Here is a 24,856-nt window from a genome sequence, read left to right as displayed (position 1 = left end):
GTAGCGGGCGAAATGCCGTAGTGACGGCAAAGAGAACGGATGTTCGCCCCGTCTTGCGAGGCGAACAGAACAAACTCGGTACGTAATGACATGGTATCTCTCGCATCCCAGGGCATAAGCGACTCCAAAAACGGGTTCGTATGCCTTAGTTGTAAGTGTCTACCATGTCCCCGAACAAGTGTTCATGATGTCCCCGGACCGTACAGGGCGAGGGGATCAGATCGGCGTGGTTTTCGCCCTCTCCCTGTGGGAGAGGGCACCAGACCGCACTAGTTATAAAACTTCAACCGTTCTGCGATTAAATCTACAAACGCTTCCCGGTCGACATCCACCATCAGCGTGGTATTTGGCGTATTGCCGGTCAGGGAGTAGTAATCCACGACCGTCATCCCCTGGGTATATTTCCCCTGCGTCTCTACGCCGACCCAGCGATTCACCGTGGTAAAAATCTCCGGTTTTAGCAGCCAGGCGACAGTGCAGGGATCGTGCAGCGGCGCGCCCTGGAATCCCCATTTCTCGGTTTTATGGTATTCCATAAAGAAGTCGAGCAGCTCGGCGACGGTGGTCGCGACAGGATTGCCGATGGCGCGAAAACGCTCAATATCTTCCGCCATGATCTGCGCCCGGTGGGTGACATCCAGACCGGCCATCACAATCGGTATGCCCGACTGGAAGACAATCTCTGCGGCTTCCGGGTCGACGAAAATGTTGAACTCCGCCGCTGGCGTCCAGTTCCCCAGCCCCATCGCACCGCCCATGATCACGATCCGCGCGATCTTCGCGTGCAGTTCCGGGTGGCTGTTGAGCAGCAGCGCGACGTTAGTTTGCGGGCCCGTTGCCACCAGCGTCACCGGCTCGCGGCTGTCGCGCAGCACTTTCGCCATCAGCTCAACGGCAGTGCAATCCTGCGGTTTAAAGCCCGGTTCAGGCAGCGCCGGGCCATCCAGGCCGCTTTCGCCGTGAACGTTATCGGCGATGATCAGATCGCGCATCAACGGTTTTACCGCACCGCCCGCCACCGGAATATCCGTACGTTTAAGCAGCGTTAACATGCGCAAAACGTTACGCAGGGTTTTATCCGGCGTCTGGTTGCCGGCAGAAGAGGTGACCGCTTTGAGGTCTAATTCCGGTGACGCGAGGGCAAGGACCAGAGCGATGGCGTCATCATGACCGGGATCGCAATCGAGAATAATTGGCTGTGGCATAGCAAACTCCATTTTTGGCGTTATTTTGTGACAAGGTTAACGCCGCAAGATGAAGCAGACGAGAAGCAGAGACGTAAAGCGTGAAGTGGTGCGCAATCCGAAGATTACGCACCGTATTGATTAATGCAGGATTTTGGCGAGGAAGTCTTTGGCGCGGTCGGACTGCGGGTTGGCGAAGAAATCTTCTTTCGGCGAATCTTCGACAATTTTGCCTTCGTCCATAAAGATCACGCGGTTGGCGACTTTGCGGGCGAAGCCCATTTCGTGCGTCACCACCATCATGGTCATCCCTTCGTGCGCCAGTTCAACCATAACGTCCAGCACTTCGTTGATCATTTCTGGGTCGAGCGCGGAAGTTGGCTCATCGAACAGCATAGCAATCGGGTCCATACAGAGCGCACGCGCAATCGCCACGCGCTGCTGCTGGCCACCGGAAAGCTGCGCCGGGAATTTATCAGCATGAGCCGACAGCCCAACGCGTTCCAGCAGTTTTAAGCCCTTATCACGCGAGGCTTTTTTGTCGCGTTTCAGCACTTTTACCTGCGCCAGCGTCAGGTTTTCAATAATCGACAGGTGCGGGAACAGCTCGAAGTGCTGGAACACCATCCCAACGTGGGAACGCAGCTTTGCCAGATCGGTTTTTTTGTCGTTCACTTTGGTGCCATCGACCACGATCTCGCCTTGCTGCACGGGTTCAAGGCCATTGACGGTTTTAATCAGCGTCGATTTACCGGAGCCGGAAGGGCCGCACACAACGACCACCTCGCCTTTTTTCACTTCGGTTGAGCAGTCGGTCAGCACCTGAAAGTGCCCATACCATTTAGAAACATTTTTCAGGGAAATCATGAGACCGTCCTTTTCTTCAGCCAGGTCACCAACAGCGACGCGCTTAAACTAATTGCAAAATAAACTGCCCCTGCGAACAGGATCATCTCGACCTGCGTACCGTCACGCTCACCGATAGTGGAGGCGGTGCGGAAGAAGTCCGCCAGACTCAGCACATACACCAGCGATGTATCCTGGAAGAGAACGATACCCTGCGTCAGCAGCAGCGGGACCATAGCGCGAAACGCCTGTGGCAGAATAATGAGCTTCATCGACTGCCAGTGGGTCATGCCTAGCGCCAACGCCGCGCTCGATTGTCCGCGGGAGATACTCTGAATACCCGCGCGAATAATTTCTGAATAGTAAGCGGCCTCAAACATCGAGAATGCCACCATCGCCGAGATCAGGCGGATATCCGTTTTAGGCGAAAGTCCCAGTACGTTTTGCAGCAGGCCTGGAACAATCAGATAAAACCACAGCAGCACCATCACCAGCGGAATGGAGCGGAAAACGTTGACGTAGGCGGTCGCGAACCAGGCGAAAGGCTTGAAGCTCGACAGGCGCATGACGGCGAGGATCGTGCCCCAGACAATACCAATGACGATAGCAATGGCGGTGATTTTTAAGGTGATGACCAGCCCATCAAGCAGATAGGGCATGGCAGGAACAATGGAACTCCAGTCAAACTCGTACATTATTTACCCCCCAGATTGCCCGGCAGGCGAGTTTTACGTTCAACCAGGTTCATCACCAGCATGATGAATGCGTTAATCAGCACGTAGGCCACGGTGATGGCAGTGAAGGATTCCCATGCGTGTGCGGAGTAATCCAGCAGCTTGCCCGCCTGCGCCGCCATATCGACCAGACCGATAGTGGAGGCGATGGCCGAGTTTTTCACCAGGTTCATCATCTCGGAGGTCATCGGCGGAACGATCACGCGATAGGCGTTCGGCAGCAGCACGTAGCGGTAGCTTTGCGGCAGCGTCAGGCCCATTGCCAGCGCGGCGTTTTTTTGCCCGCGCGGCAGAGACTGAATCGCGGCACGCACCTGCTCGCACACGCGCGCAGCAGTGAACAGCCCAAGGCACAGCATCGAGGAGACAAAGAACTGAATGTTCGGGTCCAGCTCCGATTTAAACCACATGCCGAGATTTTCCGGCAGCAGTTCAGGAACGACCAGATACCAGGTAAAGAACTGCACGATTAACGGAACGTTACGGAACAGTTCGACGTACAGCGTGCCGAGCATAGAGAGAAAACGGTTGGGAACGGTACGTAAAATACCGAACAGCGAACCGACCAGAAACGCGATAATCCAGGCCGTTATCGATAACGCGACGGTGACCTGAAAGCCGCTCCACAGCCAGCCTAAATAGGTGGTGTTGCCGAACGGGGCCTGTTGCAGAAAAATGCCCCAGTTCCAGTCTATTGACATAATAAACTCCAGAAAAAAAAGGGTAGCAGCGCTACCCTCGAAGATTGGTGAGAAGCTCAATGTTCGCGCTGAGTGGGGAACGACCACTCAACGTATAGTCTGTCCGCGCTTCCCGACAATCGAGAGGGCAGGAGATCCCGCCCCTTAATGGTTCTAATTAGTTAAGTGCTTTGTCGTTAGGTTCTTTGAACAGGGCTTTCATGTCGTCAGACAGTTCAAAGTTCATGTTGAGATTTTTTGGTGGAATCGGATTCTTGAACCACTTATCGAACCATTTTTCCGCTTCGCCGGAGGTCTGTACCTGAGCGATGGTGTCATCGATCAGTTTTTTGAAGCCTGCGTCGTCTTTACGCAGCATACAGCCGTACGCTTCTTTCGACTGCGCCGTGCCGACGATTTCCCAGTTGTCTGGTTTCTTCGCTTTCGCACGTTCACCCGCCAGCAGTGCGTCATCCATCATAAATGCCACCGCGCGGCCGCTTTCCAGAGTACGGAAAGAGTCACCGTGGTCTTTGGCGCTGATGATGCGCATATCCAGTTTCTTCTCGTCGTTCAGCTTGTGCAGCAGCACTTCAGAGGTGGTACCGGAAGTCACAACGACCGCTTTGCCTTTCAGGTCTGCGAAGTCTTTAATCTCGCCGCCTTTTTTGGTCAGCAGACGCGTACCAACCACGAAGATGGTGTCGGAGAAGGCCGCTTGTTTCTGACGTTCGAGGTTGTTAGTGGTGGAGCCACACTCAAAATCGAAGGTGCCGTTTTGCAGCAGGGGAATACGGTTTTGCGACGTAATTGGAATCAGCTTCACCTGCAGGTCAGGTTTGTTGAGCTTCTTCTTGACCGCTTCTACGATCGCGTTGGAGTAGTCCTGAGAGTAGCCTACGACTTTTTGCGTGTTGTCGTAGTATGAGAACGGGACGGAAGATTCACGGTGGCCGACCACGATCACGCCATTTTTGGCAATCTTGTCGAGAGTGCTCCCGGCAGCCGGTGCGTCTTCAGCGTGAACGACGCCTGCGGACACGCCCATTACCAGCATTGCTGTGGCCAGTTTACGTAATTGCATACCCAACTCCTTTATTATCTGCGCCAATGACGCATTGATACCCATTGTGATGTTGTTATATCTCGCGCGATGCGAGTGCAGTGTTATGCAAGCTTGTTAACATTTAGTCTGGCTTAATGTAAAGATTTTGCTGCGTTATTGTTTATTTTTGCGAAGCGCGCCGCACCATTCAGAGGCAAAAATATCTCGTTGCACCGTTTGGGTGCTACCGATGAACTGCGATGGTGCGACAAAGTTGCACGTTAAGCCAAACCACTGAATCTGTGATTTAACAAAGCAATAGGCGTGCCAGAAATAGAATTTGAGAGGGGATTTGCCGAGTGGCGGCTGCGCCTTACCCGGCCTACAGGGATGGGTTTTGTAGGCCCGGCAAGCGAAGCGCCGCCGGGCAGAAAGGACTATCTACGACGCTGACGAAGGCTCATCAGCAGTGCGCCAAAACCAAACAGCGCGGTCAGGATCCACAGCGGCCAGTTGCCGGTGCGGGCATATGGCGTCAGGCCGGTCGTTGGCGTGACTTTGGTGGTCAACACCGCGCGGGTGAACTGCGGGAGCATCGCCTGGATTTCGCCTTTCGGACCAATCACCGCCGTAATCCCGTTGTTGGTGCTGCGCAGCAGCGGACGTGCCAGCTCAAGCGAGCGCATGCGTGCCATCTGGAAGTGCTGCCACGGGCCGATCGACTTACCAAACCAGGCGTCGTTGGAGATGGTCAGCAGATAATCCGTATCCGGACGGAAGTTATCGCGCACCTGCTCGCCCAGGATGATTTCGTAGCAGATCGCCGGCGTCAGTGCAAAACCGTGCGCATGAAGCTGCGGCTGAACGTAGGAACCCCGGCTAAAGGACGACATCGGCAAGTCGAAGAACGGTGCCAGCGGGCGCAGAATCGATTCCAGCGGTACAAACTCACCAAAAGGAACAAGGTGATTTTTGTTGTAGCGATTCGCCGATTCGTAGCTGTACGGATTGTCTTTTCCGAGCGTGATAATGGTGTTGTAAGTGTCGTAACGGTTCTGCTGGTTCAGACGCGCATCGACAATCCCGGTGATCAGCGTGCTGTTTTTGGCGCGCAGGAGATCGTCCATCATGCTCAGGAAACGCTGCTGATTGATTTCCAGATCCGGAATCGCAGACTCCGGCCAGATGATCAGGCTGGATTTACCCATCTCTTTTTGCGTCGCATCAAGATAGATTTTCAGCGTATTAACCAGCTGGTTCTCATCCCATTTCAGCGATTGTGCAATGTCTCCCTGCACCATCGACACCTGCGTCGCGCGTTCCGGCTCCAGGGTAAACCACTGGATAAAGCGCAGCGGGAAGGGAAGGGCGAACAGTACAACGGCGGCTACCAGCGGTTTCCAGTTTCGCTGAACCAGCGCCAACACCAGCAGGCCGCTCACCACCATCAGCAGGAAGTTGATCGCCTCCACACCCATCACCGGGGCCAGGCCTTTCAGCGGGCCATCAATCTGGCTGTAGCCGAACTGCAGCCACGGGAAGCCGGTTAGCACCCAGCCGCGCAGGAATTCGGTAATTTGCCAGACCACGGGAGCGGCAATAGCGACGCGCAGCCAGGTGGTTTTCGGCCACAGGCGCGACAGAATGCCCGCAAACAGACCCGTATACAGCGAGAGATACGCTGCCAGCAGCACCACCAGGAAGACGTTCACCGGGCCAGGCATTCCGCCAAACTGCGCGATGCTGACGTACACCCAGTTAATGCCGGAACCAAACAGGCCCAGACCCCAGAAGTAGCCGATAGCCGCAGCCTGAACCGGGCGACGATTCAGCGTCAGCCCTTGCAGCCCCATCAAAGAGAGAAGGGCAGCAGGCCAGATATCATAAGGAGAAAAAGCCAGCGTTCCGCTGGCTCCGAGCAACAGCGCCAGCAGCAAACGGACGCGCTGGCGCTCAAGTAATGGGGCAAATGCCATTTACATTAATCTTCCAGTTTTGGCACCGGGGAGTCGTCCGGCATTCTGACGTGAACCTGAATAATACGTCGGCTGTCGGCCATAGCGACCTTGAACTGGTAACCATCGATGTCAACGGACTCGCCACGCGCCGGGAGATGGCCAAAGGCCTGCATCACCAGCCCGCCAATGGTGTCCACCTCTTCATCGCTGAAGTGGGTGCCAAAGGTCTCGTTGAACTCTTCAATGGACGCCAAAGCGCGCACCGTCCAGGTGTGGCGGCTCAGCTGACGGAATTCGATATCGTCTTCTTCGTCGTACTCATCTTCGATTTCACCGACGATCAGTTCGAGAATATCTTCGATAGTCACAAGGCCGGAAACACCGCCAAATTCATCGATAACAATCGCCATGTGGTAGCGCTGGGAGCGGAACTCTTTGAGCATGCGGTCAACGCGCTTGCTTTCCGGAACCACCACCGCCTGGCGTAACACTTTTTCCATGCTGAAAGCGTCGGCATCGCTGCGCATAAACGGCAGCAGATCTTTCGCCATCAGAATCCCTTCGATGTGATCTTTGTCCTCGCTAATTACCGGGAAACGCGAGTGGGCCGATTCGATGATCACATCGAGGCACTCGTCCAGAGTCTGGTTGCGTTTCAGGGTAATCATCTGCGAGCGGGGGATCATAATATCGCGAACGCGCTGGTCGGCGATGTCCATGACCCCTTCGAGCATTTCGCGCGTATCTTCGTCGATAAGATCGTTCTGCCCGGAATCACGAATCAGCTCCAGGAGTTCATCACGGTTTTTCGGTTCACCGTGGAAAAGCTGGCTCAGAATGAGGGAGAAAAATCCCTTCTTGCTGGTTGTCGTGTCGCTACTGTGTGAATTGTCGTCGCTCATGGCGTAAGTTTAGGGTTCTCTTGTGAGTGTCAAGCTCGCCGCCGCAATGTTCCTTGTGCGACGGCATGGTCGGTCAGTGTCGCAAGATGCTTAACTGACTATTCTTTCTCGGCAATGTACGGATCCTCATAGCCCAGAGCAAGCATTATCTCTGTCTCGAGGGATTCCATCTCTTCCGCTTCTTCGTCTTCAATATGATCATAGCCAAGCAGATGCAGACTGCCGTGGATAACCATGTGCGCCCAGTGTGCGTCGAGCGGCTTTTGTTGCTCTTTCGCTTCCTGTTCAACCACCTGGCGGCAGATGATCAGGTCACCCAGCAGCGGCATTTCGATGCCCGGCGGTGCTTCAAACGGGAAAGAGAGCACGTTGGTCGGCTTATCTTTCCCGCGATAGGTCAGGTTCAGCTCGTGGCTTTCCGCTTCGTCAACCAGGCGAATCGTGACTTCTGACTCTTCCTGAAACTGCGGAATCACCGCATCCAGCCATGTTTGAAACTGACTTTCTTCCGGTAAACCGGAATTGTCATCACAGGCCAGCTGTAAATCGAGAATTACCTGACTCATTTGTGTTCTTGCTCCTGGGCTTCGCGTTTACGTTCCGCGGCCTGTTCTGCTTTACGTTTTTGTTCTGCTTCTTCCCATGCTTCATAGGCGTTAACGATGCGGGCGACCACTGGATGGCGCACGACATCTTCGCTGTTGAAGAAGTTGAAGCTGATTTCGTCTACTTCCGCCAGCACTTCGATGGCGTGACGCAGACCGGATTTAGTACTGCGCGGCAGGTCGATCTGAGTGATATCGCCAGTAATGACCGCTTTCGAGTTAAAGCCAATACGCGTCAGGAACATCTTCATCTGTTCGATGGTGGTGTTCTGGCTCTCGTCGAGAATGATGAACGCGTCGTTTAACGTGCGCCCGCGCATGTAGGCGAGCGGCGCTACTTCGATGACGTTACGTTCGATCAGCTTTTCGACTTTCTCAAAGCCGAGCATTTCAAACAGAGCGTCATACAGCGGGCGCAGATACGGGTCCACTTTCTGACTTAAATCGCCAGGCAGGAAGCCCAGCTTTTCACCGGCTTCTACCGCCGGGCGGGTCAGCAGGATACGACGAATATCCTGGCGCTCCAGCGCATCGACAGCAGCGGCGACGGCCAGATAAGTTTTACCTGTACCCGCCGGGCCCACGCCGAAGGTGATGTCGTGGTCGAGAATATTGGCGATGTACTGCGCCTGATTTGGTGTTCGCGGCTTGATGACGCCACGCTTGGTTTTGATATTGATGGCTTTACCGTAGTCAGGCACGCTGTCGGCGCTCTGCTCCAGCACGCGCGCTTCTTTGATGGCGAGGTGGATATGTTCAGGCTCAATGTCCTGAGTCTCGCCGCGCATCGGGGCGGTATCGACATACAGGCTGCGCAGAATATCGGCAGCGGCGTTGACGCAGATGGCGCGTCCGGTAAGTTTGAAATGGTTATCGCGACGATTGATTTCGATACCCAGACGTCGCTCCAGTTGTTTGATGTTGTCATCAAACGGCCCGCACAGACTCAGCAGGCGAGCGTTGTCTGCTGGCTCAAGGGTAAGTTCACGCGTTTCTGTATTCAAACTGTTCCTCTTAATTTGAGTGTCGTCTTACAAGAAATTATTTACGCCACAGAAAAAAGGCGCAAGCTTATGCTTGCATATTGGGGACGCCGAGGGGAAATACAAGGCCTGCCAGAGCGACAGGCCTGAAGGAATTAAGGCTGGTAAACACCGACACCTAAATCATTCTCTTTACGGGTACGGGCGATAACGGACTCCGGCGTTTCGGCCACGCGCAGCCCCATTTCCGCTTCGGTGCGCACCAGTTTGCCGCGCATGGAGTTGGTCAGCACTTCCTCAATCTCGATATCAACAAACTTACCGATCATATCTGGCGTACCTTCGAAGTTCACCACGCGGTTGTTCTCGGTGCGCCCTGACAGCTGCATCAGACTTTTACGCGAGGTGCCTTCCACCAGGATACGCTGCGTGGTGCCGAGCATACGGCGGCTCCAGGCGGTCACTTGCTGGTTGATACGCTCCTGCAGAATATACAGACGCTGCTTTTTCTCTTCTTCCGGCACATCGTCCACCATATCGGCGGCAGGCGTGCCTGGACGCGCAGAGAAGATGAAGCTAAAGCTGGTATCAAAATTCACTTCACCAATCAGCTTCATGGTGCGGGCGAAATCATCGGTGGTTTCGCCAGGGAAGCCGACGATAAAATCGGAGCTTATCTGGATATCCGGGCGCGCTTCACGCAGTTTGCGGATAATCGCTTTGTATTCCAGCACCGTATGGGTACGACCCATCAGATTCAGCACGCGGTCGGAACCGCACTGCACCGGCAGATGCAGGAAGCTCACCAGTTCAGGCGTATCGCGATAGACATCGATGATGTCATCGGTAAATTCAATCGGATGGCTGGTGGTGAAACGGACGCGGTCGATACCATCGATAGCAGCCACCAGACGCAGCAACTCGGCGAACGTGCCAGTAGAACCGTCGTAGTTTTCGCCACGCCATGCGTTCACGTTCTGACCGAGCAGATTCACTTCACGCACGCCCTGGGCGGCAAGCTGGGCCACTTCGAACAGAATATCGTCGCACGGGCGGCTGACCTCTTCACCGCGTGTATAAGGCACGACGCAGTAGGTGCAGTATTTGTTGCAGCCTTCCATGATGGAGACGAACGCGCTTGGGCCGTCGGCGCGCGGCTCGGGCAGACGATCAAATTTCTCGATTTCCGGGAAACTGACGTCAACCACCGGGCTGCGATCGCCGCGAACCGAGTTGATCATCTCCGGCAGGCGGTGCAGGGTCTGCGGGCCAAACACGATATCGACATAATGCGCGCGTTGGCGAATCATTTTGCCTTCTTGTGAGGCCACGCAGCCGCCGACGCCGATAATCAGGTCCGGATTTTTCTTTTTGAGGAGTTTCCAGCGACCTAACAGGTGGAAGACTTTTTCCTGCGCTTTTTCACGGATTGAGCAGGTGTTAAGCAGCAGGACATCGGCTTCCTCTGCCACTTCAGTCAGTTGATACCCGTGGGTGGCATTCAGCAGATCGGCCATCTTCGATGAATCGTATTCGTTCATCTGACAGCCCCAGGTTTTTATATGGAGTTTTTTAGTCATCGACTTGCTCAGGCTCAGGATTGCAAGCCGCGTATTGTAATGGTTTGGTGGGGTTGTGACCAGTATGAAGGTTGGCTGCCTCAAGGGCGAAAAAATCCGGTAAACTTAAGGGATTCTCTTAGAAAGGATTATTGACCATGACACTCCAGAAAACCGAAATCGCCGTGGTCGGCGGTGGGATGGTCGGCGGCGCACTGGCGCTCGGACTGGCACAACAGGGATTTCAGGTAACGGTTATCGAGCAGGCTGCGCCGCCCGCGTTTGATGATGCTCAGCAGCCGGATGTGCGGATCTCGGCGATCAGTGCCGCGTCGGTCGATCTGCTGCGCGGTCTGGGTGTATGGGAGGCGATCCTGGCGATGCGCGCCCATCCGTATCGCCGTCTGGAGACATGGGAGTGGGAAAACGCACACGTGAAGTTTGACGCCTCAGAGCTCAAGCTGCCGCTGTTGGGTTACATGGTGGAAAATAACGTGCTGCAGTTAGCGCTCTGGCAGGCGCTGGAGGCGCACGACAACGTGACGCTGCGGGTGCCGGATTCCCTGAAAGCACTGCATCGCCATGAGGGCGGATATGTGCTGGCGCTGGATAACGGTGATGAGCTGGCTGTAAAGCTGGTGGTTGGTGCTGATGGTGCAAATTCACAGGTGCGGCAGATGGCCGGGATTGGCATTCATGCATGGCAGTATCAACAATCCTGCATGCTGATTACCGTTAAGTGCGAAAACGATCCGGGCGACAGCACCTGGCAGCATTTTACCCCCAACGGTCCGCACGCCTTCTTACCGCTGTTTGACCGCTGGGCGTCGCTGGTGTGGTACGACACTCCGGCGCGTATTCGCCAGTTACAGAGTTTGTCGATGGAGCAGTTACAGCGTGAAATCGAGAAACACTTCCCGGCGCGTCTTGGCAAAGTCACTCCGGTGGCGGCGGGTGGATTCCCGTTGACCCGTCGCCATGCCCTGCAATACGCGCGCGAAGGGCTGGCGCTGGTGGGGGATGCGGCGCATACCATTCATCCACTGGCGGGGCAGGGTGTGAACCTGGGCTATCGTGACGTGGAAGCGTTGTTGTCGGTGATGAGCAGCGCGCGCGGCCATGCGGAACCCTGGGCGAGTGCCGCTGTACTTAAGCGCTACCAGACGCGGCGCATGGCGGATAATTTCCTGATGCAGTCGGGGATGGATCTGTTTTACGCGGGGTTCAGCAACGATCTCGCACCGGTGCGTGTTCTGCGCAATATCGGCCTGATGGCAGCAGAACGCGCAGGCGGCCTGAAACGTCAGGCATTGAAGTATGCGCTCGGACTCTAGGCAGCTTTTCCCCTCTCCTTTTGGGAGAGGGCCAGGATGAGGGAAACAAGCCGCACCGAACAAAGCACAAAAACAAAAAAGCCCGCAGAGCGGGCTTTTTTGCTGTTAAGTGGCTGGGGTACGAGGATTCGAACCTCGGAATGCTGGTATCAGAAACCAGAGCCTTACCGCTTGGCGATACCCCAACAGGGTGCGTTAAACATCTAACGACTTTTTGAAAGTGGCTGGGGTACGAGGATTCGAACCTCGGAATGCTGGTATCAGAAACCAGAGCCTTACCGCTTGGCGATACCCCAACAATTTTTCCTAGTTTACCGAAATAATCGATAAATTTCTAATTTGGTGGCTACGACGGGATTCGAACCTGTGACCCCATCATTATGAGTGATGTGCTCTAACCAACTGAGCTACGTAGCCAAACTGCTTTCTTCGATGGCTGGGGTACCTGGATTCGAACCAGGGAATGCCGGTATCAAAAACCGGTGCCTTACCGCTTGGCGATACCCCAATAATGCGGAGAACCGCTAAATCGAAGAATATGGCTGGGGTACCTGGATTCGAACCAGGGAATGCCGGTATCAAAAACCGGTGCCTTACCGCTTGGCGATACCCCATCCGTACAACGCTGACCTGGAAATGGTGCGGGAGGCGAGACTTGAACTCGCACACCTTGCGGCGCCAGAACCTAAATCTGGTGCGTCTACCAATTTCGCCACTCCCGCAAAAAAGATGGTGGCTACGACGGGATTCGAACCTGTGACCCCATCATTATGAGTGATGTGCTCTAACCAACTGAGCTACGTAGCCATCTTTTTTTCGCGTTACCTTATCGGCGTTGCGGGGCGCATTATGCGTATTGAGCCTTGCAGCGTCAATATCTTTTTCAATGAAAATCGCTGGATTGTGACTGTTTGGTTAGGTTGCGAACAGCGTGGCCGAATAATCGGCAATTATTGGTTATTAATCGCTTTTGTTCAGCAAAACGTGAGCAATAAAAAAGGCCCCGAAGGGCCTTCATGCGATCTCTGCGATTACTTATACGCTGACTGGTGAACACCCACCGCGCGTCCTGATGGATCGTTCATGGATTTGAACGATTCATCCCATTCGATGGCTTTCGCCGAGGAGCAGGCCACTGACGGGCCGCCAGGAACACATTCCGCAGCGCTCGGTACCGGGAACAGCTCTTCGAAAATTTCACGGTACAAATATGCTTCTTTCGAGCCTGGCGTGTTGTACGGGAAGCGGAAGCTGGCGGTTTCCAGCTGTTGATCGGTCACTTGCTTCGCCGCCACTTCTTTCAGGGTATCGATCCAGCTGTAGCCCACGCCATCAGAGAACTGCTCTTTCTGACGCCATGCGACGCTTGCTGGCAGGTAAGATTCAAAACATTCACGCAGAATATGTTTTTCCATTTTCCCGTTGCCGCACATTTTATCCTGCGGGTTGATGCGCATCGCCACGTCGAGGAACGATTTATCCAGGAACGGCACGCGGGCTTCAACGCCCCACGCAGACATCGCTTTGTTCGCACGAGCACAGTCAAACATGTGCAGCGCCTGCAGTTTACGCACCGTCTCTTCGTGCAGCTCTTTGGCGTTTGGCGCTTTATGGAAATACAGGTATCCGCCAAACACTTCGTCAGAACCTTCGCCCGACAGCACCATTTTAATGCCCATCGCTTTGATTTTACGCGACATCAGATACATCGGCGTCGAGGCGCGAATGGTGGTCACATCGTAAGTTTCGATGTGATAGATAACGTCGCGAATCGCATCCAGACCTTCCTGCACGGTGAAGTGAATTTCATGGTGCACGGTGCCCAGATGGTTTGCCACTTCCTGCGCGGCTTTCAGATCCGGCGCACCTTCGAGGCCTACGGCGAAGGAGTGCAGTTGCGGCCACCAGGCCTCAGAGCGTTCACCGTCTTCCACGCGACGTGCGGCGAATTTCTTGGTGATGGCAGAGATAACGGAGGAATCCAGCCCACCAGAAAGCAGCACACCGTACGGCACATCTGACATCAGGTGGCTTTTGACGGAGTCTTCCAGCGCCTGACGCAGTTCGTTTTTGTCGGTGACGTTGTCTTTCACTGCGTCAAAATCAAACCAGTCACGCTGATAGTAATGGCGAATTTCGCCGTCTTTGCTCCACAGATAGCTGCCGGCCGGGAACTCTTTAATGGTGCGGCAAACCGGGACCAGGGCTTTCATTTCAGAGGCAACGTAGAAGTTACCGTGTTCGTCGTGGCCCATGTACAGCGGAATAATACCGAGATGATCGCGGCCGATCAGGTAGGCGTCTTTTTCGCTATCGTACATCGCGAAGGCAAACATGCCCTGCAGATCGTCGAGGAACTCAGGCCCTTTTTCCTGATACAGGGCAAGGATCACTTCGCAGTCGGAACCGGTCTGGAAGGCGTAGCGGTCGCCATACTCTGCGCGCAGCGCCTGATGGTTGTAGATTTCACCGTTAACGGCCAGCGCGTGCGTTTTTTTCTCGTTATACAGCGGCTGGGCACCGGCGTTGACGTCGACAATCGACAGACGTTCGTGAGCTAAAATGGCTTTATCGCTTGCGTACACGCCGGACCAGTCTGGGCCGCGATGGCGCATCAGGCGAGAAAGCTCCAGTGCCTTTTTACGCAGTTCGCCCGCGTCAGTTTTAATATCCAGTACGCCAAAAATTGAACACATAACCTTCTCCGTTAACCCTGTTGCAGTGTGATGTTGCTTGCTTATGAAAATGCCGCAAAACAGGGTGTTCGCGCAACACTTTTACGGACGGAAAAGAAAATAACGCAATAGCTATTGCCGAATGTTGAAAAAAGAGTATGTCGAGAGCAGTTTTATTGACGATTATTCAATGAATGACGATTTTTGTTAGATTAGGTGATGTTTTTGCGGCTTAAAAATGAAAAACCACGCTCGAGGGCGTGGTTTTTTGTCAGATAACGTCGATTTCAGCCACCGACGGATAAATCCAGCTCGGTCGGAACGGCATGGCGTCGATGTCGTCGAGCGTCGACACACCCGAGAGCACAAGGATCGTTTCAAGCCCGGCCTGGAAACCGGCCAGAATATCGGTGCGCAGATTATCGCCGACAATCACCGTGTGCTCGGAGTGGGCCTGCATTTTGTTGAGCGCCGCGCGGACAATCCACGGGCTCGGTTTGCCCACTACAAAGGGTTTGCGGCCAGATATTTTCTCGATACCGGCACAGAGCGCACCGCACGCCGGGTAGTAGCCACGGCCATGAGTGTCCGGGTTGGTGGCAATAAAGCGCGCGCCGTTAGCCACGAAGTAGGCCGCTTTGTGCATCATTTCCCAGTTAAAGGAGCGGGTCTCGCCGACAATCACAAAATCAGGATTCACATCGGTGATGGTAAAGCCTGCTTTATACAGCTCGTGGATCAGCGCGCCTTCCCCGACCACGTACGCTTTTTTCCCTTCCTGACGTTTCAGGAAGTCGGCGGTCGCCATCGCGGAGGTGTAAAACACGCTGTCCGGCACGTCGACGCCCGCGGTGGCAAAGCGGTTGGCCAGATCCTGCCCGGTCTGCGACGGATAGTTGGTCAGCAGAACCAGCGGCATTCCTTTTTCCAGAATACGGTTCAGAAACTCAGCGGCACCGGGCACCGCAACGTTATCGTGCATCAGCACGCCGTCAATATCACAAATCACATTCTGAATGGTCATGAACTACCTGGCATCTCAAAAAAAGAAGGCGTCACTATAAAGCGCTCTTAGCTTTCCAGCAAACGCTGGAGCAGCAGACCGTTAAGCATGGCGCGTTTCACCAGCGCAAAAGCGCCAATGGCGGAGCGATGATCGAGCGTCGAGCGCACCACCGGCAGATTCTGACGGAAGGCTTTCAGCGCCTGAGTATTAATGCAGCCTTCGATCGCCGGAAGCAGCACTTTCTCAGCCTCGGTGATCTCACCGGCGATCACCACTTTCTGCGGGTTAAACAGGTTGATGGCAATGGCGATGGTTTTGCCCAAATGACGGCCCACTTGCTCAATCACTTCGCAGGCGAGGGCGTCGCCTTTGTTGGCGGCTTTGCAGATGGTGTTGATCTTGCAGTCTTCCAGCGTGATGCGGCTTTGATAGCCCTGTTCAAGCAAATGGCGCACACGATGTTCAATCGCAGCATTGGCGGCGACCGTTTCCAGACAACCAAAATTGCCGCAGTGGCAGCGCTCGCCAAGCGGGTCTACCTGAATGTGTCCAATCTCACCGACGTTGCCGTTACGGCCAATAAAAATGCGTCCGTTGGAGATAATCCCGGCACCTGTTCCTCGGTGTACGCGCACCAGAATAGAGTCTTCGCAATCCTGACTCGCACCAAAGTAGTGCTCCGCCAGCGCCAGGCTGCGGATATCGTGCCCGACATAACAGGTGACGTTGAAACGTTTTTCCAGCGCACCGACCAGCCCCCAGTTTTCAACCTGAATATGCGGCATATAACGAATCACGCCGCTTTCCGGGTCGACCAGGCCAGGCAGGATAACCGAGATGGCGATCAGCTCGCGGATTTTACGCTGGCAGCTTTCAATAAACTGCGCAATGGTATTCAGCAGGGCGTGTTCCAGCGTTTCTTGCGTGCGTTCCGGCAGGGGATAGTGTTCTTCTGCCACTACTTTGCTGCTCAAATCATACAGAGTGAGCGTGGTGTCATGACGACCCAGGCGCACGCCAATGGCGTGGAAATTGCGGGTTTCAGTAATGATAGAGATGGCGCGGCGGCCCCCGGTGGAGGCCTGCTGATCGACTTCTTTAATCAAGCCGCGCTCAATAAGCTGACGCGTGATTTTAGTCACGCTGGCGGGTGCAAGCTGGCTCTGTTCGGCAATCTGTATGCGCGAGATTGGACCATGCTGGTCAATCAGGCGATACACCGCCGCACTGTTAAGTTGTTTAACGAGGTCAACATTACCAATTTGAGCTTGTCCGCCAGATGTCATACTTTTACTTACTCAGTGACGACCTCGTTACCATTAACGATGGTCTTAATAATTTTATAATCGCGTGTGAAGGCGGTGAGGTTGGCCACCATGCCCGGTGCGATACCGCCCAGCTCTTTATCCACGCCGATAGCGCGAGCCGGGTAGAGTGTTGCCATACGCAGCACTTCATCCAGCGCAATACCGCAATGTTCAACCAGGTTACGTACCCCTTCGATCATCGTCAGCGCCGAGCCGCTCAGCGTTCCGTTCTCATCCACGCACAGTCCATTGCGGTAGTATATTGTTTTACCAGCAAAAATGAACTGCTCAATGTTTGCCCCTGCTGGCGCCGTGGCATCAGTCACCAGGCACAGCTTATCGCCCTTGAGGCGTTTCGCGTTGCGGATATTGGTGTAATCCACATGCAGGCCATCAGCGATAATGCCACAGTAAACGTCTGGCTCATCAAGAATCGCACCGACCAGCCCTGGTTCACGACCGGTAATGTACGGCATCGCGTTATAAAGGTGCGTTGCAAAGGTAATACCTGCACGGAAACCGGTTTTGGCTTCGGCGAGCGTGGCGTTGGAATGACCCGCAGAAACCACGATACCCGCGGCTGCCAGTTGACTTATCACTTCTGGCCCGGTCATTTCAGGCGCCAGCGTTACTTTGGTGATCACGTCCGCGTTGGCGCACATGAAATCGACCAGCTCGGCGTCCGGCTTGCGCACGTAATTCGGGTTATGCGTGCCTTTCTTGACGATGTTCAGCCACGGACCTTCAAGGTGCAGACCCAGCGCCTGATGCGGATATTTCGCCAGGTATTCACGCATCACGCGGATACCTTGCTTCATTAATTCGTCGTCGGAGGTAATGAGTGTTGGCAGATAGCTGGTGCAGCCCGATTTCTCATTGGCTTTCTGCATGATCTCCAGCGTTTCAACAGTGACCGCCTCTGGCGAGTCGTTGAACTGCACGCCGCCGCAGCCGTTCAGCTGGACGTCGATAAAACCGGGGGAGATGATTGCTCCATTGAGTGAGCGCTGTTCGATCTCCGGCGGCAGTTCAGCCTGCGGGCAGACACGTTCAATCAGGCCATTGGCGATAACAATCGCATGGTCATCCAGAATTTCATGGCCGGTATAAATCCGACCGTGGGTTAAAGCGTACATAAGACCCCCGGTTTAAAAATTCAACCGCCTCTTTGGGAAGAGGCGGCTAGTCAATTACAGACCTTTAATGTTTTCAGCTTCTAACTCGTTGAAGTATTTCAGCGTCTTCACTTTCAGTTCCATCGTAGATGGCTCGTCGCATACCACCACCGCTTTAGGATGCAGCTGCAGGCAGCTGATGGTCCACATGTGGTTCACGTTGCCTTCAACGGCGGCTTGCAGCGCCTGCGCTTTCACGTTGCCCAGCACCAGAATCATCACTTCTTCGGCATCCAGCAGGGTGCCCACGCCAACGGTCAGGGCGTATTTTGGCACCTGATTTACGTCGCCGTCGAAGAAGCGAGAGTTTGCCACGCGGGTGTCATGGGTCAGGGTTTTAATACGGGTACGAGAGGCCAGTGAAGAAGCCGGTTCGTTGAACGCGATATGACCGTCATTACCCACGCCGCCCATGAACAGGTTAATTTTGCCATAAGAGCGGATTTTTTCTTCGTACTGACGGCATTCTGCGTCAATATCAGGCGCGTTGCCATTCAGCAGGTTAATATTTTCAGGTTGAATATCAACGTGATCAAAGAAATTGCGGTGCATGAAGCTATGGTAGCTCTCCGGATGCTCCTTCGCTAAGCCTACGTATTCGTCCATGTTGAAGGTCACAACATGTTTAAAGCTAACCTGGCCTGATTTATGCATTTCGACCAGAGCCTTATACGCGGTCAGCGGGGTGCCACCGGTTGGCAGGCCGAGAACGAAAGGACGATCGGCAGTAGGTTTGAACGCGTTGATACGGTTAACGATATGGCGTGCAGCCCATTTACCGACTTGTTCAGCTGTAGCCAGGGGAATCAGTCTCATTGTTCACCTCTAAAGTTAAAGTTAAAAAAAGTGGGCGGATGGCGCGCCTTGACCTTAAATAAGCGTAACCTGGATCACGCAGGGCAGGGGTCAATCCGACTTGATTTTTTGAATGATAAAATAAGTTTTCACTGTTAGCCAGCAAAAGGGAGGGTTAATAACGGAATTTGGTGACAAAACTCACAAAAAGTATGCATTTAATTTGCGATACGAATTAATTTCTCACACACTCAGAATGCCAGTGATTCATCAACTGTATCGATAAGTTAGTGACACAATAAAAAACAGCTGAGAACGTGCCTTAAACGGGGTCTCATAGGGGGAAGCACAAGTGAGTATTCTAGGTTATTTACAAAAGGTTGGCCGCGCACTGATGGTGCCGGTTGCCACGCTGCCAGCGGCAGCAATTCTGATGGGTGTGGGCTACTGGATTGACCCAGTAAGCTGGGGTGGTGATAACGCACTTGCGGCGCTGTTCATCAAGTCCGGTTCCGCGATCATCGACAATATGTCTGTACTGTTTGCGATTGGTGTCGCTTACGGTATGTCCAAAGATAAAGACGGTGCAGCAGCATTAACCGGTTTTGTGGGCTTCCTGGTGTTGACCACACTCTGTTCTCCGGCAGCGGTTGCCATGATTCAGAAGATCCCAGTGGACCAGGTGCCTGCTGCGTTCGGTAAGATCAGCAACCAGTTCGTCGGTATCCTCGTGGGTATCATCTCTGCAGAACTGTACAACCGCTTCAGCGGCGTTGAGCTGCCGAAGGCGCTGTCGTTCTTCAGCGGCCGTCGTCTGGTGCCGATTCTGACCTCCTTCGTCATGATCGCTGTGGCGTTCATCCTGATGTACGTCTGGCCGGTTATCTTCGACGGTCTGGTAAACTTCGGTGAGCACATTCAGAAACTCGGTTCTGCGGGCGCAGGTATTTACGCCTTCTTCAACCGTCTGTTGATTCCGGTCGGTCTGCACCACGCCCTGAACTCCGTGTTCTGGTTTGACGTTGCAGGTATTAACGATATCCCTAACTTCCTCGGCGGCGCACAGTCCATCGAAACAGGTAAAGGCATTGTCGGTATTACCGGTCGTTATCAGGCGGGCTTCTTCCCGATTATGATGTTCGGTCTGCCGGGTGCGGCGCTGGCCATCTACCACTGCGCACGTCCAGAGAACAAAGCGAAAGTTCTGGGTATCATGATGGCGGGCGCATTCGCGGCCTTCTTCACCGGTATCACCGAGCCGCTGGAATTCTCCTTCATGTTCGTGGCGCCGGTTCTGTACGTGATCCACGCTGTGTTGACCGGTATCTCCGTGTTCATCGCTGCATCGATGCACTGGATTGCAGGCTTCGGCTTCAGTGCGGGTCTGGTGGATATGGTGCTGTCGTCCCGTAACCCGCTGGCGACTCACTGGTGGATGCTGATCCCTCAGGGTCTGGTGTTCTTCGTGATTTACTACGTGGTGTTCCGCTTCACTATCACCAAATTCAACCTGATGACTCCGGGTCGCGAGCTGGCTGTTGCCGGTAGCGAAGCTGATGGCCAGGACGTGAATGTGAGTGGTGATAAAGAGCAGGACGTTGCAGGCCTGGCGCGTCAGTACATCGCCGCTGTTGGTGGTTCTGACAACCTGACCGGCATCGACGCCTGTATCACGCGTCTGCGCCTCAACGTGAAAGATTCTTCTCTGGTTAACGAAGCGCTGGCAAAACGCCTGGGTGCATCTGGTGTGATTCGTCTGAACAAAACCAGCGTGCAGATTATCGTAGGCTTCGTGGCGGAAAAAATCGCTAACGCCATGAAAACCACCGGTCCGGTAGCGGCTTCTGAAGCTGCTCCTGTCGCCGCTGCACCTGTTGCGGCTAAACCTCAGGCGGTTCCTAACGCTACCACCATCGCGGCGCTGGTTTCTCCAGTCACCGGTGAAGTCGTTGCCCTGGAACAGGTTCCTGATGAAGCATTCGCCAGCAAAGCGGTCGGTGACGGCGTAGCAGTGAAACCAACGGAAAAAACCGTGGTTTCTCCAGCAGCCGGCACCATCGTGAAAATCTTCAACACCAACCATGCGTTCTGCCTCGAAACTGAGAAGGGTGCTGAGATCGTGGTCCACATGGGTATCGACACCGTTGCCCTGGGTGGTCAAGGCTTCACGCGTCTGGTTGAAGAGGGTGCCGAAGTGGTGGCAGGTCAGCCGATTCTGGAAATGGATCTGGACTTCCTGAACGCCAATGCGCGCTCCATGATTAGCCCGGTTGTTTGCAGCAACATCGACGACTTTAGCGGTCTGGTTCTCCAGGCGAAAGGTCAGGTCGTTGCCGGTCAAACGCCACTGTACGAGATTAAAGGCAAGTAATCGCTCCTGAGTAGAGTCATGCCTTAAGCGGCGGGGGTAATCCTCCGCCGCTTTTTTTTGCAGCAATCCTCCCCAATATTCACTTCAAAGCCATTTTTTGCATAACTAAAGGTTGTCACTACGTCCGGCTTATAAGATCATATCCCGTTATACGTTGTTGACGCTTTGAGGAATCCACGATGAGTGAGGCTGAAGCCCGCCCGAGTAACTTTATTCGCCAGATCATCGATGAAGATCTGGCCAGTGGTAAGCACACCACAGTTCATACCCGTTTCCCGCCGGAGCCAAACGGCTACCTGCATATCGGTCATGCGAAATCCATCTGCCTGAACTTCGGCATTGCGCAAGACTACCAGGGCCAATGCAACCTGCGTTTCGATGACACTAACCCTGTTAAAGAAGACATCGAATACGTTGAGTCCATTAAGAACGACGTGCAATGGTTAGGCTTCAGCTGGTCTGGCGATATCTGCTACTCCTCGGACTATTTCGATCAGCTGCACGCGTACGCCGTAGAGCTTATCAACAAAGGCCTGGCCTACGTTGACGAGCTGTCTGCTGACGAAATCCGCGAATACCGTGGCTCGCTGACGGCGCCGGGTAAAAACAGCCCGTTCCGCGATCGCAGCGTCGAAGAAAACCTCGCGCTGTTCGAGAAAATGCGTGCAGGTGGCTTCGAAGAAGGCAAAGCCTGTCTGCGTGCCAAAATCGACATGGCATCACCGTTCATCGTGATGCGCGATCCGGTGCTGTATCGCATTAAATTTGCCGAGCACCACCAGACTGGCAACAAGTGGTGCATCTACCCGATGTACGACTTCACCCACTGCATCAGCGATGCGCTGGAAGGCATTACGCATTCTCTGTGTACGCTGGAGTTCCAGGACAACCGTCGTCTGTACGATTGGGTTCTGGATAACATCACCATCCCTGTGCATCCGCGTCAGTACGAATTCTCTCGTCTGAATCTGGAATACACCGTGATGTCCAAGCGTAAGCTGAACCTGCTGGTGACCGACAAGCACGTTGAAGGCTGGGATGACCCGCGTATGCCGACTATCTCTGGTCTGCGTCGTCGTGGCTATACCGCAGCGGCTATTCGCGAGTTCATCAAACGTATCGGCGTGACCAAGCAGGACAACACCATTGAGATGGCGTCTCTGGAATCCTGCATTCGCGAAGATCTGAACGAAAACGCGCCGCGCGCTATGGCAGTTATCGATCCGGTTAAACTGGTTATCGAAAACTACCCGCAGGGCGAAAGCGAGCAGGTCACCATGCCGAACCATCCGAACAAACCGGAAATGGGCAGCCGTGAAGTGCCGTTCAGCGCTGAGATCTGGATCGATCGCGCTGACTTCCGCGAAGAAGCGAACAAGCAGTACAAACGTCTGGTGCTGGGAAAAGAAGTTCGCCTGCGCAATGCGTACGTGATTAAAGCTGAGCGCGTTGAGAAAGACGCCGAAGGCAACATCACCACTATCTTCTGCAGCTACGACGCAGAGACCCTGAGCAAAGACCCTGCCGACGGACGCAAAGTGAAAGGCGTGATTCACTGGGTGAGCGCAGCACACGCGCTGCCGGTCGAAATTCGTCTGTACGATCGTCTGTTCAGCATTCCGAACCCTGGCGCGGCGGAAGATTTCCTGGCGACCATCAACCAGGAATCATTGGTTATCAAGCAGGGTTATGCAGAACCTTCCCTGAAAACAGCCGAAGCGGGTAAAGCGTATCAGTTCGAGCGCGAAGGTTACTTCTGCCTTGACAGCCGTTATGCAACCGCTACCAAACTGGTATTTAACCGTACCGTTGGTCTGCGTGATACCTGGGCCAAAGCTGGCGAGTAAGCCTGGTCAATGAGAGACAAACGCCGCTTAACGCGGCGTTTTTTTTGCTTATCGATCATGCGATTACTTGAAGTGAATATTTTTGACGTAAAAATAGTGCGTCAATGAGCTGCTACTTATTTTTTTTAATAAAGTTTCGAGTAACTTGAATTAAGTCGAATAAAGAGATGTAAGCGCTATCAAATAAGTTTACCTACTGAATTTTACCGATTTTTTCCGCTTAAGCCTTGTCGGAAGCGATATGTTTCAAATCGCTACCAATTATGTGCACTTCGTCATAATCCTGCATTTTGCTCACTGAAAAGCATTGATAATTCGCGTCGCGAAAAATAGTCTAAAGGCGGTAGTTAATTCGAGGGTATTTCTGACTACCCCTGACCATTAGGTCTTTTAGATTTTTCGCCGTTTAAGGCGCTTTTATTCGTCAAAGAGGAACAATCTATGCGTACGTTCAGTGGCAAACGTAGTGCGCTGGCGCTGGCTATCGCCGGTGTGACAGCAATGTCGGGCTTTATTGCAGCTCCGCAGGCTCAGGCAGCAGGCTTTATCGATGATTCGACACTCACGGGCGGTATCTATTACTGGCAACGTGAACGTGACCGTAAAGACGTCACCGATGGCGACAAATACAAAGTAAACCTTTCTCACTCCACCTGGAACGCCAACCTGGATTTCCAGTCGGGTTATGCCGCTGATATGTTCGGTCTGGATATTGCTGCGTTCACCGCTATCGAAATGGCGGAAAACGGCGATAGCGCGCACCCGAACGAAATCGCGTTCTCCTCCAGTAATAAAGCCTACAAAGAAGACTGGTCTGGCGATAAGAGCGGGATCAGCCTGTATAAAGCGGCCGCGAAATTCAAATACGGACCAGTATGGGCGCGTGGCGGTTACATTCAGCCAACCGGCCAGACGCTGTTAGCACCACACTGGAGCTTTATGCCGGGTACCTATCAGGGTGCTGAAGCTGGGGCAAACTTTGATTACGGCGATGCGGGCGCGTTGAGCTTCTCCTACATGTGGACCAACGAGTACAAAGCGCCGTGGCACATCGAGATGGACAAGTTCTACCAAAACGATAAAAAGACCCGCGTGGAATATCTCCACTCTCTCGGCGCGAAATATGACTTCAAAAACGATCTCGTGCTGGAAGCGGCGTTTGGTCAGGCTGAAGGTTATGTCGATCAGTACTTCGCCAAAGCCAGCTACAAATTTGATATCGTTGGTGGCCCATTGACCACCAGCTACCAGTTCTACGGCACACGCGACAAAGTCAGCGATGGCAGCGTGAACGATCTGTATGACGGCACCGCATGGCTGCAGGCGCTGACTTTTGGCTACAAAATCGGGCAGGTGGATTTACGCCTCGAAGGGACTTACGTCAAAGCCGAAGGGCAGCAGGGCTACTTCCTTCAGCGTATGACGCCAACCTATGCATCGTCCAACGGTCGTCTGGATATCTGGTGGGATAACCGCTCTGACTTCAACGCCGACGGCGAAAAAGCACTCTTCTTCGGTGCGATGTATGACCTGAAAAACTGGAATCTTCCGGGCTGGGCAGTGGGTGCTTCCTACGCTTACGCATGGGATGCGAAGCCGGGTGACATGGCGACGCCAGACGCTTACTACGATCCTAACTATCGCCTGAAAGAGTCTTCTTACAGTCTCGATGCGATGTACACCCTGCAGGACGGTCGCGCTAAAGGCACCATGTTCAAACTGCACTTCACGCAGTATGACAACCATTCCGACATTCCAAGCTATGCAGGTGGTTACGGCAACATCTTCCAGGATGAGCGTGACGTGAAATTCATGGTTATCGCGCCATTTACCATCTTCTGATGAACTGT

Annotated in this window: 19 protein-coding genes, 7 tRNA genes and 1 pseudogene; 4 read left to right on the top strand and 23 right to left on the bottom strand. The window is 53.8% G+C overall.

Features of this window, described 5'->3' with window-relative positions; genetic code table 11:
* From C3708_RS06785 to miaB, 11 genes and pseudogenes are all read right to left on the bottom strand, one after another.
* Positions 1–128: pseudogene (locus tag C3708_RS06785) on the bottom strand (IS481 family transposase); the annotation flags it as partial.
* Positions 129–269: 141 nt separating this feature from the next.
* Positions 270–1,205, bottom strand: coding sequence for a pyrimidine-specific ribonucleoside hydrolase RihA (rihA, locus tag C3708_RS06780; protein ID WP_103948804.1), 936 nt, complete (start codon positions 1,203–1,205; stop codon positions 270–272).
* 120 nt (positions 1,206–1,325) lie between these two features.
* On the bottom strand, positions 1,326–2,051 hold the full coding sequence (locus tag C3708_RS06775) for an amino acid ABC transporter ATP-binding protein (protein WP_095281229.1): 726 nt from the start codon (positions 2,049–2,051) through the stop codon (positions 1,326–1,328).
* Complete coding sequence (gene gltK / locus C3708_RS06770) at positions 2,048–2,725, bottom strand: glutamate/aspartate ABC transporter permease GltK (protein ID WP_095281230.1); 678 nt, start codon at positions 2,723–2,725, stop codon at positions 2,048–2,050. Before gltK ends, C3708_RS06775 begins: the two co-directional genes overlap by 4 nt.
* Positions 2,725–3,465, bottom strand: coding sequence for an amino acid ABC transporter permease (locus C3708_RS06765; protein WP_095281231.1), 741 nt, complete (start codon positions 3,463–3,465; stop codon positions 2,725–2,727). Before C3708_RS06765 ends, gltK begins: the two co-directional genes overlap by 1 nt.
* A gap of 157 nt (positions 3,466–3,622) precedes the next feature.
* Positions 3,623–4,528 (bottom strand): amino acid ABC transporter substrate-binding protein, encoded by a 906-nt coding sequence (locus C3708_RS06760; RefSeq protein ID WP_133159637.1) that lies wholly within the window; start codon positions 4,526–4,528, stop codon positions 3,623–3,625.
* Positions 4,529–4,926: 398 nt separating this feature from the next.
* Positions 4,927–6,465: an apolipoprotein N-acyltransferase gene (gene lnt / locus C3708_RS06755; protein ID WP_095281232.1), complete on the bottom strand. Its 1,539-nt coding sequence runs from the start codon at positions 6,463–6,465 to the stop codon at positions 4,927–4,929.
* Positions 6,466–6,470: 5 nt separating this feature from the next.
* Positions 6,471–7,349: a CNNM family magnesium/cobalt transport protein CorC gene (gene corC, locus C3708_RS06750; protein WP_095281233.1), complete on the bottom strand. Its 879-nt coding sequence runs from the start codon at positions 7,347–7,349 to the stop codon at positions 6,471–6,473.
* Between the two features lie 98 nt (positions 7,350–7,447).
* Positions 7,448–7,915: an rRNA maturation RNase YbeY gene (ybeY, locus tag C3708_RS06745; RefSeq protein ID WP_095281234.1), complete on the bottom strand. Its 468-nt coding sequence runs from the start codon at positions 7,913–7,915 to the stop codon at positions 7,448–7,450.
* A complete protein-coding gene (locus tag C3708_RS06740; RefSeq protein ID WP_165790668.1) occupies positions 7,912–8,958 on the bottom strand; it encodes a PhoH family protein in 1,047 nt (348 codons plus the stop codon). The genes ybeY and C3708_RS06740 overlap by 4 nt, the downstream gene beginning before the upstream one ends.
* Before the next feature lie 134 nt (positions 8,959–9,092).
* A complete protein-coding gene (miaB, locus tag C3708_RS06735; RefSeq protein WP_103946674.1) occupies positions 9,093–10,517 on the bottom strand; it encodes a tRNA (N6-isopentenyl adenosine(37)-C2)-methylthiotransferase MiaB in 1,425 nt (474 codons plus the stop codon).
* A 137-nt stretch (positions 10,518–10,654) separates the two neighbouring features.
* Here miaB and ubiF point away from each other — a divergent pair, with 137 nt between their 5' ends.
* Positions 10,655–11,830 (top strand): 3-demethoxyubiquinol 3-hydroxylase, encoded by a 1,176-nt coding sequence (gene ubiF, locus C3708_RS06730; protein ID WP_103948802.1) that lies wholly within the window; start codon positions 10,655–10,657, stop codon positions 11,828–11,830.
* A 110-nt stretch (positions 11,831–11,940) separates the two neighbouring features.
* On the opposite strand, the gene C3708_RS06725 is transcribed toward ubiF, so the two are convergent.
* The 12 genes from C3708_RS06725 to nagB all read right to left on the bottom strand — a co-directional run bounded on the left by C3708_RS06725 (position 11,941) and on the right by nagB (position 18,809).
* A tRNA-Gln gene (locus tag C3708_RS06725) sits at positions 11,941–12,015 on the bottom strand.
* 36 nt (positions 12,016–12,051) lie between these two features.
* A tRNA-Gln gene (locus C3708_RS06720) sits at positions 12,052–12,126 on the bottom strand.
* A gap of 44 nt (positions 12,127–12,170) precedes the next feature.
* Positions 12,171–12,247 (bottom strand) — tRNA-Met (locus C3708_RS06715).
* A 16-nt stretch (positions 12,248–12,263) separates the two neighbouring features.
* A tRNA-Gln gene (locus C3708_RS06710) sits at positions 12,264–12,338 on the bottom strand.
* Positions 12,339–12,369: 31 nt separating this feature from the next.
* Positions 12,370–12,444: transfer RNA gene (locus C3708_RS06705), tRNA-Gln, on the bottom strand.
* Positions 12,445–12,467: 23 nt separating this feature from the next.
* Positions 12,468–12,552 (bottom strand) — tRNA-Leu (locus C3708_RS06700).
* 8 nt (positions 12,553–12,560) lie between these two features.
* Positions 12,561–12,637 (bottom strand) — tRNA-Met (locus C3708_RS06695).
* Between the two features lie 224 nt (positions 12,638–12,861).
* Positions 12,862–14,526, bottom strand: coding sequence for an asparagine synthase B (gene asnB / locus C3708_RS06690; protein ID WP_103948801.1), 1,665 nt, complete (start codon positions 14,524–14,526; stop codon positions 12,862–12,864).
* 250 nt (positions 14,527–14,776) lie between these two features.
* On the bottom strand, positions 14,777–15,529 hold the full coding sequence (gene nagD, locus C3708_RS06685; protein ID WP_095281239.1) for a ribonucleotide monophosphatase NagD: 753 nt from the start codon (positions 15,527–15,529) through the stop codon (positions 14,777–14,779).
* A gap of 47 nt (positions 15,530–15,576) precedes the next feature.
* Positions 15,577–16,797, bottom strand: coding sequence for an N-acetylglucosamine repressor (locus C3708_RS06680; RefSeq protein ID WP_095281240.1), 1,221 nt, complete (start codon positions 16,795–16,797; stop codon positions 15,577–15,579).
* A gap of 8 nt (positions 16,798–16,805) precedes the next feature.
* Positions 16,806–17,954: an N-acetylglucosamine-6-phosphate deacetylase gene (gene nagA, locus C3708_RS06675; protein ID WP_095281241.1), complete on the bottom strand. Its 1,149-nt coding sequence runs from the start codon at positions 17,952–17,954 to the stop codon at positions 16,806–16,808.
* Positions 17,955–18,008: 54 nt separating this feature from the next.
* On the bottom strand, positions 18,009–18,809 hold the full coding sequence (nagB, locus tag C3708_RS06670; RefSeq protein ID WP_095281242.1) for a glucosamine-6-phosphate deaminase: 801 nt from the start codon (positions 18,807–18,809) through the stop codon (positions 18,009–18,011).
* 331 nt (positions 18,810–19,140) lie between these two features.
* Here nagB and nagE point away from each other — a divergent pair, with 331 nt between their 5' ends.
* From nagE to chiP, 3 genes are all read left to right on the top strand, one after another.
* Positions 19,141–21,159 (top strand): N-acetylglucosamine-specific PTS transporter subunit IIBC, encoded by a 2,019-nt coding sequence (nagE, locus tag C3708_RS06665; protein ID WP_095281243.1) that lies wholly within the window; start codon positions 19,141–19,143, stop codon positions 21,157–21,159.
* Positions 21,160–21,338: 179 nt separating this feature from the next.
* Positions 21,339–23,006, top strand: coding sequence for a glutamine--tRNA ligase (glnS, locus tag C3708_RS06660; RefSeq protein ID WP_103946670.1), 1,668 nt, complete (start codon positions 21,339–21,341; stop codon positions 23,004–23,006).
* A 441-nt stretch (positions 23,007–23,447) separates the two neighbouring features.
* Entirely contained in the window at positions 23,448–24,848 is a 1,401-nt protein-coding gene (gene chiP, locus C3708_RS06655) for a chitoporin (protein WP_095281245.1), read from the top strand.
* The last annotated feature ends 8 nt before the right edge of the window (positions 24,849–24,856 follow it).

The organism is Lelliottia sp. 7254-16, from assembly GCF_002922995.1.
In the GTDB taxonomy this organism is placed as follows: domain Bacteria; phylum Pseudomonadota; class Gammaproteobacteria; order Enterobacterales; family Enterobacteriaceae; genus Enterobacter; species Enterobacter jeotgali.
This window is presented reverse-complemented; position numbering and strand designations above follow the sequence as displayed.

Coding starts and splice junctions, on each gene's coding strand:
- lnt (WP_095281232.1), bottom strand. CDS start 6,465: ATGGCATTTGCCCCATTACTTGAGCGCCAGCGCGTCCGTTTGCTGCTG.
- asnB (WP_103948801.1), bottom strand. CDS start 14,526: ATGTGTTCAATTTTTGGCGTACTGGATATTAAAACTGACGCGGGCGAA.
- rihA (WP_103948804.1), bottom strand. CDS start 1,205: ATGCCACAGCCAATTATTCTCGATTGCGATCCCGGTCATGATGACGCC.
- ybeY (WP_095281234.1), bottom strand. CDS start 7,915: ATGAGTCAGGTAATTCTCGATTTACAGCTGGCCTGTGATGACAATTCC.
- C3708_RS06760 (WP_133159637.1), bottom strand. CDS start 4,528: ATGCAATTACGTAAACTGGCCACAGCAATGCTGGTAATGGGCGTGTCC.
- glnS (WP_103946670.1), top strand. CDS start 21,339: ATGAGTGAGGCTGAAGCCCGCCCGAGTAACTTTATTCGCCAGATCATC.
- ubiF (WP_103948802.1), top strand. CDS start 10,655: ATGACACTCCAGAAAACCGAAATCGCCGTGGTCGGCGGTGGGATGGTC.
- nagD (WP_095281239.1), bottom strand. CDS start 15,529: ATGACCATTCAGAATGTGATTTGTGATATTGACGGCGTGCTGATGCAC.
- nagA (WP_095281241.1), bottom strand. CDS start 17,954: ATGTACGCTTTAACCCACGGTCGGATTTATACCGGCCATGAAATTCTG.
- C3708_RS06765 (WP_095281231.1), bottom strand. CDS start 3,465: ATGTCAATAGACTGGAACTGGGGCATTTTTCTGCAACAGGCCCCGTTC.
- corC (WP_095281233.1), bottom strand. CDS start 7,349: ATGAGCGACGACAATTCACACAGTAGCGACACGACAACCAGCAAGAAG.
- gltK (WP_095281230.1), bottom strand. CDS start 2,725: ATGTACGAGTTTGACTGGAGTTCCATTGTTCCTGCCATGCCCTATCTG.
- C3708_RS06680 (WP_095281240.1), bottom strand. CDS start 16,797: ATGACATCTGGCGGACAAGCTCAAATTGGTAATGTTGACCTCGTTAAA.
- C3708_RS06775 (WP_095281229.1), bottom strand. CDS start 2,051: ATGATTTCCCTGAAAAATGTTTCTAAATGGTATGGGCACTTTCAGGTG.
- nagB (WP_095281242.1), bottom strand. CDS start 18,809: ATGAGACTGATTCCCCTGGCTACAGCTGAACAAGTCGGTAAATGGGCT.
- miaB (WP_103946674.1), bottom strand. CDS start 10,517: ATGACTAAAAAACTCCATATAAAAACCTGGGGCTGTCAGATGAACGAA.
- chiP (WP_095281245.1), top strand. CDS start 23,448: ATGCGTACGTTCAGTGGCAAACGTAGTGCGCTGGCGCTGGCTATCGCC.